This window comes from Streptomyces sp. MB09-02B (genome assembly GCF_033794485.1).
In the GTDB taxonomy this organism is placed as follows: Bacteria; Actinomycetota; Actinomycetes; order Streptomycetales; family Streptomycetaceae; genus Streptomyces.
In genome coordinates this window covers 1-8,183 of sequence record NZ_JARGEE010000396.1, presented here as the reverse complement: position 1 = coordinate 8,183, position 8,183 = coordinate 1, and the positions used below count along the sequence as shown (strand labels likewise).

Below are 8,183 nucleotides of genomic sequence, written 5' to 3'. Positions count from 1 at the left end.
CGCCCGGCCCGCCCGGCAGTGCCGGTCACGGCCGCGGGCGTGCAGGACTCTGTGGCCGGCGCCGACTGCCCGACCAGATCGCCGACCTCACGCACAAGCCCACGACCAGCACATTCACCACCGATACCGACACGGCGGGCCATCGAGCGGACCTACGGCCGGCGCCGCTGTGTCTCCTGGCGTGACCCCACACCACCGAACGGCATCCACAGCACGGCACAGGACAAGCAGAGCGCGACCTCCCCTTGCCCAAAGACGGCGACCTCCACGAGAGCCCTTCACCGCGATGCCGCCACGCTGCTGCCGGGCTGCCGGGCTGCCGGGCTGCCGGGCTGCCGGGCTGCCGGGCTGCCGGGCTGCCGCCGGGCTGCGCCGCTTCCGCGATCGCCCCACACCCCACACCCCACACCCCACGACGGCTCGGCGGCGGTGCGAGGCATGTCTCCTCGGCGCCGGTGACCAGCAGGCCGGGACGGTGTTCAGGACCGGCGTCGCGGAGCGCTGAGCGTCCGCACGACGTCGGCGTGGTGGTAGTAGGTGCGGCCCCGCTCGCTGCGGCGACGCCAGTGGTGCTGACTGGCGTGGCGGTAGACCGTGCCCGAGGCGATGCTCCACAGCCGCGCCACGTCAGCCGCGCCCAGCCAGGTCACCGGCTGCCCCTCGGACCCGGCCCCTTCGCGCCCGCCGGCCGGCGCACCGCCCGCGTCCGCACCGCCCGCGTCCGCACCGCCCCCGGCCAGGACCGTACGAGCGCTGAGCCGGCGGCTCAGCTGCAGCCACTGGTGGCCGGACCAGTGGTGCTCCGGGCAGGCGTCACAGATGATCTCCGCCGGCACCGACGCGCCGTCCGGGCGGACCACGGCGCTCAGGGCGCCCGGGCAGCCGTCCTCCACGCAGTCGCCGACGGCCACGCGGCGCCGCGGGCCCGGGTCGATCACCCGCCACGCGCCGCGCGTCAACCGGGCGACCTCCAGGGAGAGATCACCTGCCGCCTCATGAGAGGCGAGCCAGTCGGCATGCCGCCGCAGGAACTCGGTGAGCAGCGCAACCGTGCGCCGCGGCCCCCGCACACGGCGCTCTTCGGCGACCACGGTGGACCAGGACGCGAGCACCGAGACGATGGCCGAACGGATCTCCAGCGCGGCGGTGTTCAGGGGCATGCCCGGCAGCGCGCCACCGGAGGTCCTCTCCCGCGCACGCTCGGAGCTGCCGTCGAGGCGCGACGCACACTCCTCGTACAGGGCCGGCAGCCTGCCGAGCTCCCTGACCAGGCGTTGCCGGCAGGACGGGCACAGCTGGGCCGTGGTGGCGGCCGGCCGCACGGCCGGCCCGGCCGGCTCCCGGCGCCGGCACCCCGCGCCCGCGCAGCCCATGGCCCCCCTGGCCGTACGGATCGTTTCGTGCATCACCGTAGCCCCCCGCTCCTCATCACCTGCCGGAAAAAGAAAAACGTAATTCCTCTGTTCGGTGCGGGCAAGTGCCGCGGCGCACTGCGGTGAAATCTCTGACCTGTATTTCGATGTTCTCTCGCATGCCGTTTGCGGGAGCTGACGTGGACCGCCTTCCCCGGGCGGAGTTTGCATACTTCTGTAACTCCTCTGACCAGCTCACCCCCGTCATGTAGCTGCGTGACGGAACATCACGGAGACCTGAACGGCGGGGCCTTGTGATTTCTTTCCGGGGTGAAGAAGCTTATTGCTAGCTTCCGCTGTTCTGTCTTGAGCCGCGAGTGCTCCCGTATTCGTGCGACCGCCGGAGTGCGAATGCGGCAACCCTTGAAGGAAAACCCTGAGATGGCCAAGGAGAGGTACATGGACGCAGCAGTGATTGTCGTGGGTGCGGGCCCCGCCGGAATGATGCTGGCGGGCGAACTGCGGCTCGCGGGGGTCGATGTCGTCGTCCTGGAGCGCCTCGAGAAGCGCACCGGGGAGTCCCGGGGGCTCGGCTTCACCGCCCGCACCATGGAGGTCTTCGACCAGCGGGGCATCCTGGGGCGTTTCGGTGCGCTCGAGACCAGCAGCCAGGGGCACTTCGGCGGTCTGCCGATCGACTTCGGTGTCCTGGAAGGCGCCCTGCAGGCGGCCAAGACCGTCCCGCAGTCCGTCACCGAGACCCACCTCGAGCAGTGGGCCGCCGGCCTCGGCGCCGACATCCGGCGCGGCCACGAGGTGCTCTCGCTGAAGGACGACGGCGACGGTGTCACGGTCGAGGTCCGCGGCCCCGAGGGCGAACACCTGCTGCGCGCCGCCTACCTGGTGGGCTGCGACGGCGGACGCAGCCTGGTGCGCAAGGCCGCGGGCTTCGACTTCCCCGGCACGCCCGCCACGATGGAGATGTACCTCGCCGACATCAAGGGCATCGAGCTCGCCCCCCGCATGATCGGCGAGACGCTGCCCGGCGGCATGGTCATGGTCGGCCCGCTGCCCGGCGGCGTCACCCGCATCATCGTCTGCGAGCGCGGCACGCCCCCGCAGCGGCGCGAGAGCCCGCCGTCCTTCGGCGAGGTCGCCGACGCCTGGAAGCGGCTGACCGGAGAGGACATCTCGCACGCCGAGCCGGTCTGGGTCAGTGCCTTCGGCGACGCGACCCGCCAGGTCACCGAGTACCGTCGCGGCCGCGTCATCCTGGCCGGCGACTCCGCGCACATCCACCTGCCCGCCGGCGGGCAGGGCATGAACACCAGCATCCAGGACGCGGTGAACCTCGGCTGGAAACTCGGCGCCGTGGTCAACAACACCGCCTCACCCGACCTCCTGGACACCTACCACAGCGAGCGGCACGCGGTCGGCAGACGGCTGCTGATGAACACCCGGGCCCAGGGCCTGCTGTTCCTCAGCGGCCCCGAAGTGCAGCCGCTGCGCGAGGTACTGGGCGAGCTCATCGGCTACGACGAGGTCGCCCGGCACCTCGCCGCCATGGTGAGCGGCCTGGAGATCACCTACGACGTCGGCACCGGCAGCCACCCGCTGCTCGGCAGGCGCATGCCCCACCTGGAGCTGACCGGCCCCGGGCGCACGACCTCCAGCACCGAACTGCTGCACTGCGCCCGCGGGGTGCTGCTCGACCTCACCGACAATCCCCGCCTGCGCGCACGGGCCGGGGCCTGGGCCGACCGACTCGACATCGTCACCGCCGCCCCCGCCTCCACGGTCGCCGCACTCGAAGGCACCACGGCCGTGCTGATACGCCCCGACGGCTACGTCGCCTGGGCCGCACCCGGCAGCCACCACGACCTGCCCATGGCCATCGAGCGGTGGTTCGGCAAGCCGTCGGCCGGCTGAGCACCGCGCCCCCCCGGCCCCGAGCAGCACCTTCACAGGGAGGAACACCCCCATGACCACGCCCCAGGCAACGATCGCGCACGGCCCGGCCGGTCCGGCGCAGGAGCGCCGAGCCGTCGTACGGGCGGCGCGCACCGTCTTCGCCCGTGAAGGCTGGACGCACACCACCCTCGAGGCCATCGCCGTCGAGGCCGGCCTCGAACAGGCCGCGGTCGAGCAGTCCTTCACGGACAAGGAGCAGCTGCTGCTCTCCGTCCTGCTGGACAGCGCCGCCACCGTCGCCGCCGCGCTGACGGCCGTCGCCGAGAACCACCTGGGCCGCATCACCGACCTCCAGGGGGACCTCACCGCGCTCGGCCGCGCCTGGCTGACGCCGCTGGCCGCCTTCCCCGAGCATTTCGCCATCGTGCGGCACATCGGTGCCGAGGCCACCCGGCTGCCGGCCGGAGTGCTGCAGATGTGGCAGACCGCCGGACCCCGCCAGGCCCAGCGTGAACTGGCCCGCCGGCTGGGACGCATCGCCGACGAGGGACTCCTCGACATCGCCGACACCGACCACGCCGCCGGCCGCTTCGTCCAGCTGGTCGCAGGCCCGATCGTGCAGCGGTCGTTCCACGGCGCGCTCCCGCTCGCCGACTCCGAGACCGACGCGCTGATCGCCGACGGGGTGGCGGACTTCGTCCGCCTGTTCAGCCCCGCACCCGTGCGCTGAACCGCGAACAGCCGCCCCCACCCACGGAAGAGAGAAGACATGCACAGCACCCTGATCGTGGCCCGGATGGACCTGCGGTCCAGCACCGAGGTCGCCGAGCTCTTCGGTGAGTTCGACCGCAGCGAGATGCCGCACCGCATGGGCACCCGGCGCCGCCAGCTGTTCTCCTACCAGGGCCTGTACTTCCACCTGCAGGACTTCGACGGCGACAACGGCGGCGAACTGATCGAGGACGCCAAGAGCGACCCGCGGTTCATCCGGATCAGCCAGGACCTCAAGCCGTTCATCGAGCCCTACGACCCGGCGACCTGGCGCTCCCCGGCCGACGCCATGGCCACCCGCTTCTACGACTGGACGGCTGCCCGGTGATGCGCCCGCACACCGACCGCGACGAAAGGCCGCCGCTGGCGGGCCGCCGGGTCGTCATCACAGGGCTGGGAGTCCTCGCGCCGGGCGGTATCGGCGCCAAGAACTTCTGGAGCCTGCTGAGCGAGGGACGCACAGCGACCCGGGGCATCACCTTCTTCGACCCCTCCCGCTTCCGCTCCAGGGTCGCCGCCGAGGCCGACTTCGACCCCGCCTCCAGCGGCCTGACTCCGCAGGACATCCGCCGCATGGACCGCGCCGCCCAGTTCGCCGTGGTCACCGCACGCGAGGCGGTCGCCGACTCCGGGCTCGACCTCGCCGGATTCGACCCCCACCGCACCGGCGTCACCATCGGCAGCGCGGTCGGCGCGACCACCGGCCTCGACGACGAGTACCGCGTGGTCAGCGACGACGGCCGGCTCGACCTGGTCGACCACACCTACGCGCCGCCGCACCTGTACAACCACTTCGTGCCCAGCTCCTTCGCCGCCGAAGTGGCCTGGGCCGTGGGCGCCGAGGGCCCGGCCACCGTCGTCTCCACCGGCTGCACCTCCGGCCTCGACTCGGTCGGCCACGCCGTCGAGCTGATCCGTGAGGGCACCGCGGACGTCATGATCACCGGCGCGACGGACGCCCCGATCTCGCCGATCACGATGGCGTGCTTCGACGCGATCAAGGCCACCACACCGCGCAACGACGACCCCGAGCACGCCTCGCGGCCCTTCGACAACACCCGCAACGGCTTCGTCCTGGGGGAGGGCAGCGCCGTCTTCGTCCTCGAGGAACTGCAGAGCGCCAAAAGACGCGGAGCGCACATCTACGCCGAGATCGCCGGCTACGCCTCGCGCTGCAACGCCTTCCACATGACGGGGCTGCGTCCCGACGGCCGGGAGATGGCGGAGGCCATCGACGTGGCCCTCGCCGAAGCGCGCATGAACCCCGACCGGATCGACTACATCAACGCCCACGGCTCCGGCACCAAGCAGAACGACCGGCACGAGACCGCCGCGTTCAAGCTGAGCCTGGGCGCACACGCCTACCGCACGCCGGTGAGCTCCATCAAGTCGATGGTGGGCCACTCGCTCGGCGCCATCGGCTCGATCGAGATCGCCGCGTCCGTCCTGGCGATGGAGAACCACGTGGTGCCGCCCACCGCGAACCTGCACACCTCCGACCCGGAGTGCGACCTCGACTACGTCCCGCTCACCGCACGCGAGCACCGCACCGACGCCGTCCTGACGGTCGGCAGCGGCTTCGGCGGATTCCAGAGCGCGATGGTGCTGGCCCGTCCCGACAGGAGCACGGCGTGAACACCAAGACAGTCATCACCGGCATCGGCGTCGCCACCCCCAACGGGCTCGGCGTGGACGACTTCTGGGCCGCCACCCGGGTCGGCAAGAACGCCATCGACAAGATCACCCGCTTCGACGCCTCGTCCTACCCCTCCCGGCTGGCAGGCGAGATAAAGGGATTCGAGGCGGCGGACCACCTGCCGGGCAGGCTCATCCCGCAGACCGACCGGATGACCCGGCTCGCCCTCGTCGCCGCGGACTGCGCCTTCGACGACGCCGGCGTCAAACCCGGCGACATCCCCGAGTTCGACATGGGCGTGGTCACCGCATCGACGTCCGGCGGCTTCGAATTCGGCCAGAACGAGCTGCGGAAACTGTGGAGCCAGGGCAGCCAGTACGTCAGCGCCTACCAGTCCTTCGCCTGGTTCTACGCCGTCAACAGCGGCCAGATCTCCATCCGCAACGGCATGCGCGGCCCCAGCGGGGTCGTCGTCAGCGACCACGCCGGCGGCCTCGACGCGATCGCCCAGGCACGACGCCAGATCCGCAAGGGCAGCAAGCTGATCTTCTCCGGCGGCTTCGACGCCTCGATCTGCCCCTGGGGCTGGGTCGCACAGATCGCCGGCGGCCGGCTGTCCACCAGCGACCAGCCCGAGCGCGCCTACCTCCCCTTCGACGCGGCCGCCGACGGCTACGTGCCCGGCGAAGGCGGAGCCCTGCTCATCCTCGAGAACCAGCAGACCGCCCTCGAACGCGACGCCGAGAACGTCTACGGCGAGGTCGCCGGCTACGGAGCGACCTTCGACCCCAGGCCCGGCAGCGGCCGCGAGCCGGGACTGCGCCGCGCCATCGAGGTGGCCCTCGCCGACGCACGTGTGCCCGCGGACCAGATCGACGTGGTCTTCGCCGACGCGGCCGGCACCCCGCACCTCGACCGCGAGGAAGCCGACGCCATCACCGCGGTGTTCGGCCCCGCCCGGGTCCCCGTCACCGCGCCCAAGACGATGATCGGCCGCCTCTACTCCGGCGCTGCTCCGGTCGATGTCGTCTCCGCGGTCCTGGCCATCCGCGAAGGCCTGATCCCGCCGACCACCAACGTGGTGCTCTCGCCCGACTACGACATCGACCTGGTGACCGGCCAGCCGCGCACCGCCTCGGTGCGCACCGCGCTGGTCCTGGCCCGGGGCTACGGCGGCTTCAACTCCGCCGTGGTCGTCCGCGCCGTCGACTGACCCCCCAGCCGGCACCCGCCGCCGCCCTCCCCCCCCAGAGCGGCGGCGGGTGCCTCACCCGACCCCGCCGCCGTGCACCACGTACGGCACCCGAACGAAAGGGACCCCCATGTCGCACCAGGAATTCACCATCGACGACCTCAAGCGCATCCTGCTGGAGGGCGCCGGCGCGGACGAGGCCGTCGACCTCGACGGCGACATCCTCGACGCCGACTTCGAGGAGCTGGGCTATGAGTCCCTCGCGCTCCTGGAGACCGGCGGCCGCATCGAGCGGGAATACGGCATCTTGCTCGACGACGAGATATTCACCGACAACCGCACCCCGCGCACCCTCGTCGTGGCGATCAACGCCCACCTCGGCGAACTCGCCTCCGCCGCCTAGCGCACACCCGCACCCCCCCAACGCCCTGTGCGGGCGCCCGCCGCGCACCAGCCGGCGCGGCGGGCGCCCGAGCCCTCGAGTCCCCCCTTTCCTTTCCTTTCCCCTTTGGAGAAGACAAGCCATGTCGCAGCCAGACAAGCGGGTCGCCCTCGTCACCGGCGCCACCAGCGGGATCGGGCTCGCCGTCGCCCGCCTCCTGGCCACCCACGGCCACCGGGTGTTCATCGGCGCGCGCAACGCCGACAACGTCGCCCAGACCGTCAAGCAGCTGCAGAGCGAGGGCCTCGACGTCGACGGCACCACCCTGGACGTCCGCTCCACCACCGACGCCCGTGCCTTCGTGCAGGCCGCCGTCGACCGCTTCGCCACCGTGGACGTGCTGGTCAACAACGCCGGCCGCAGCGGCGGCGGCGTCACCGCGGACATCGACGACGAACTGTGGAACGACGTCATCGACACCAACCTCAACAGCGTCTTCAGACTGACCCGTGAGGTGCTCACCACCGGCGGCCTGCGCGGCAAGAACCGCGGCCGCATCATCAACATCGCCTCCACCGCGGGCAAACAGGGCGTCGTCCTGGGCGCCCCCTACTCGGCCTCCAAGCACGGCGTCGTCGGCTTCACCAAGGCCCTCGGCAACGAGCTGGCCCCGACCGGCATCACCGTGAACGCGGTCTGCCCCGGCTACGTCGAGACGCCCATGGCACAGCGTGTCCGCCAGGGCTACGCCGCCGCCTACGACGCCACCGAGGAGGCCATCCTTCAGAAGTTCCAGTCGAAGATCCCGCTGGGCCGTTACTCGACACCCGAAGAAGTCGCGGGCCTGGTCGGCTACCTGGCCTCCGACACCGCCGCCTCCATCACCTCGCAGGCCCTCAACGTCTGCGGCGGCCTGGGCAACTTCTGACCCGCCCGCCC

Annotated in this window: 8 protein-coding genes; 7 read left to right on the top strand and 1 reads right to left on the bottom strand. The window is 71.6% G+C overall.

Annotated elements, in window-relative coordinates; genetic code table 11:
• Nucleotides 1–479 precede the first annotated feature (479 nt).
• Entirely contained in the window at nt 480–1,409 is a 930-nt protein-coding gene (locus P1P70_RS35750) for a hypothetical protein (protein ID WP_319245217.1), read from the bottom strand.
• A gap of 402 nt (nt 1,410–1,811) precedes the next feature.
• Here P1P70_RS35750 and P1P70_RS35745 point away from each other — a divergent pair, with 402 nt between their 5' ends.
• From P1P70_RS35745 to fabG, 7 genes are all read left to right on the top strand, one after another.
• Complete coding sequence (locus P1P70_RS35745) at nt 1,812–3,281, top strand: FAD-dependent monooxygenase (RefSeq protein WP_319245216.1); 1,470 nt, start codon at nt 1,812–1,814, stop codon at nt 3,279–3,281.
• 52 nt (nt 3,282–3,333) lie between these two features.
• Nucleotides 3,334–3,993 (top strand): TetR/AcrR family transcriptional regulator, encoded by a 660-nt coding sequence (locus P1P70_RS35740; RefSeq protein ID WP_319245215.1) that lies wholly within the window; start codon nt 3,334–3,336, stop codon nt 3,991–3,993.
• 39 nt (nt 3,994–4,032) lie between these two features.
• Nucleotides 4,033–4,362, top strand: coding sequence for a TcmI family type II polyketide cyclase (locus P1P70_RS35735; protein WP_319245214.1), 330 nt, complete (start codon nt 4,033–4,035; stop codon nt 4,360–4,362).
• On the top strand, nt 4,362–5,669 hold the full coding sequence (locus tag P1P70_RS35730; protein WP_319245218.1) for a beta-ketoacyl-[acyl-carrier-protein] synthase family protein: 1,308 nt from the start codon (nt 4,362–4,364) through the stop codon (nt 5,667–5,669). Before P1P70_RS35735 ends, P1P70_RS35730 begins: the two co-directional genes overlap by 1 nt.
• The gene (locus P1P70_RS35725; RefSeq protein WP_319245213.1) at nt 5,666–6,883 is read left to right on the top strand and encodes a ketosynthase chain-length factor; all 1,218 of its coding nucleotides are present in this window, start codon (nt 5,666–5,668) and stop codon (nt 6,881–6,883) included. Before P1P70_RS35730 ends, P1P70_RS35725 begins: the two co-directional genes overlap by 4 nt.
• Before the next feature lie 109 nt (nt 6,884–6,992).
• Nucleotides 6,993–7,265 carry an acyl carrier protein gene (locus tag P1P70_RS35720; protein WP_319245211.1) on the top strand — a complete coding sequence of 91 codons (273 nt, stop codon included), beginning with the start codon at nt 6,993–6,995 and terminating at the stop codon, nt 7,263–7,265.
• A 121-nt stretch (nt 7,266–7,386) separates the two neighbouring features.
• On the top strand, nt 7,387–8,172 hold the full coding sequence (gene fabG / locus P1P70_RS35715; RefSeq protein ID WP_319245210.1) for a 3-oxoacyl-ACP reductase FabG: 786 nt from the start codon (nt 7,387–7,389) through the stop codon (nt 8,170–8,172).
• The last annotated feature ends 11 nt before the right edge of the window (nt 8,173–8,183 follow it).